The sequence below is a fragment of the Candidatus Neomarinimicrobiota bacterium genome (assembly GCA_012964825.1).
Taxonomy (GTDB): Bacteria; Fidelibacterota; Marinisomatia; order Marinisomatales; family S15-B10; genus UBA2125.
In genome coordinates, this window is record DTTI01000045.1 from 1 (window position 1) to 2,336 (window position 2,336).

The window sequence follows — 2,336 nt, forward strand, 5'->3', positions numbered from 1 at the left end:
ATGACGGAGGGGAATTACGCCTACTCATCCAAAAGCCTAGAGCCTATGTCAAATACAGTGAAAGAAGGTCATAGACTTTCCAAATCTCAACCTGGGAAGTGACGGGGGGACGGTCGGGATGAAAGCAGCACTTCAGTCGGGATAATCAATTCGGGAGAATTTTGATATAAGTAGTGATTAGGCTTACCCAGTAGGGTGGGTTTTTGTTTGCTTGATGAAGGGTAGATTTACCTCTAACTATGAAAAAAATAAAATTCATTGAACCGGAAATTATCAAAATTCCCGAAGGAAATTTTTTCATGGGAAGTAAAAATGGCATAATAAATGAAACCCCAATTCATAGTGTATGGTTGGATTCGTACTCCGTTGCTAAATACCCAGTGACAAACCGCGAATATGCAATCTTCATAAAAATGTTGGGTTACCCACCACCACCATTTTGGAGGGAATCGAAATTTCAGGATCCGGATCAACCGGTAGTTGCTACAAGTTGGTACGATGCTATTGTGTACTGCGATTGGTTAAGTGAGTTGACCGGAAAAAATTATCGTCTACCAACGGAAGCAGAACGCGAAAAAGCAGCGCGCGGGGGATTAGTAAAAAATGTGTTCCCTTGGGGAAACAATCTTCCGGCAGATCACTTGGGAGGACGGAATACCATCCATTTCTCCATTGGTACTGAAGGTCCGAATGGCTACGGTCTCTACAATATGTCAGAAGGTGTCCATGAATGGTGTGCAGATTGGTATAGCCGTGTTTACTATAAGGACTCACCAAATCGGAACCCCACAGGTCCCCAGAATGGACATAGACGCGTAGCGCGAGGTGGCTCATGGCGGCACCTCATCCGCTTTGCCCGCTGTGCAGCACGAAGCAGTCTTTCCCCTGAGAAACAGTTTAATGATTTTGGGTTTCGCTGTGCGATGACAATTGATTAACACCCATTAGCGTTTTTTTGTTTTTCGACTATCTCCTGATTGACTTTACCGCTATCTCTCCTTAGTTTGACTACAGAGAGGTAATTTCCCCATTATGTTTCTACATCAGCTTTCTCAACCACTTTCCCAATCTCAACTTGGTAAGTGACGGGGGGTTAGGCTGTGCCGGCCTCCCGTCGGTGGGCAGGGAACCAGCGAGACATCCCAGGTGGCAGGCGAAAACTCAAACCGAACCCCGAACCCATGCAGTTCACTTACCAAAAACTGACCAAACAAGAAATTAACGATCTTCCCCTGCGCAGGTATGACGGACCGATTCACGTGGCTGCTTCTTTAAATAATGCCAATCGTGCCATCGATGCTCTGCTTAAAGAAAATGTCATTGGATTTGACACCGAGACGCGCCCTGCCTTCCGTCAAGACGAGGCTTATTTGCCGTCAATTCTTCAGCTGGCGGGACATGATGCTGTTTATATTTTTCAGTTAAATAAAGTTGGGCTCTGCGAAAGTATATTGCGTATCCTGTCGAACCCGGATATTATCAAATGCGGCGTTGGCCTTCATCGCGATCTGGCGGATTTGATGCAGCTATCCCCCTTTAACCCTGAAGCAGTGATAGATCTGGGTACAGCGGCCCGGCGGGCTGACGTACCGCACCACGGCCTTCGGGGGTTGACGGCACTCTTTTTAGGTTTCAGGATATCGAAACAGGCATCCACGACAAATTGGAGCGCAAAGGAACTGTCCATTAAACAGATAACCTATGCTGCCACCGATGCCTGGGTTGGGCGCGAATTATATTTCAAATTCAAGGATGAACAGCTGCTCTGAAAAATAGGTGTGACCCAAGCCTATGTCTCCAAAGCTTTTTGTGGGGTGGGATTGGTTTTCTTGAAACCTCCAACTCTGATGGTAAAAAGACATCCTATCTTGGGACTGCTCCCGGTTATGGCAGTGGTAAGCTTTCAACCTACAACAAGCACGAAGTAATGACTGGGTATTTCGGAACGGATAAAGATAACGATGGAAAGGCTGTGCTATCTGACCGCTATTGATTTTGATGAGCTTGGTGAGTACTCAGGAGTCATTTGAGATTCAGACCTTTCTTGTAATAAAAGGAGGCTAATATGAAGCACATGCATAGTTTTTTAACGTTGATGGTTAGTATAATGTGCTGCGCTCTTGTTCTTCCGGTCCTTGCGCAGGACGACATTCTTAAACAGCTTGAATCCATCGCCGTGATCGATCAGAAAATCATGGTGCCCATGCGTGACGGGGTGCGTCTAGCAACCGATGTCTTTCGCCCGCAAACAGAGGGCCGTGTACCTATCATCTTTTCGAGGACGCCGTATAACTTTAACGCTTGGCGAGATGGCGAACTCAAAACGCGCACATACA

General features: G+C 46.5%; 4 protein-coding genes. All 4 read left to right on the plus strand.

From position 1 onward, the window contains the following. The first annotated feature begins 239 nt into the window (after nucleotides 1-239). Complete coding sequence (locus EYO21_05015; protein ID HIB03168.1) at nucleotides 240-938, plus strand: formylglycine-generating enzyme family protein; 699 nt, start codon at nucleotides 240-242, stop codon at nucleotides 936-938. A 162-nt stretch (nucleotides 939-1,100) separates the two neighbouring features. Next, a complete protein-coding gene (locus tag EYO21_05020; protein ID HIB03169.1) occupies nucleotides 1,101-1,769 on the plus strand; it encodes a 3'-5' exonuclease domain-containing protein 2 in 669 nt (222 codons plus the stop codon). A 38-nt stretch (nucleotides 1,770-1,807) separates the two neighbouring features. Beyond that, entirely contained in the window at nucleotides 1,808-1,993 is a 186-nt protein-coding gene (locus EYO21_05025) for a hypothetical protein (protein ID HIB03170.1), read from the plus strand. 102 nt (nucleotides 1,994-2,095) lie between these two features. Then, nucleotides 2,096-2,336, plus strand: a 241-nt coding sequence (locus tag EYO21_05030) for an acylase (GenBank protein ID HIB03171.1), incomplete at its 3' end; no start/stop codon positions are given.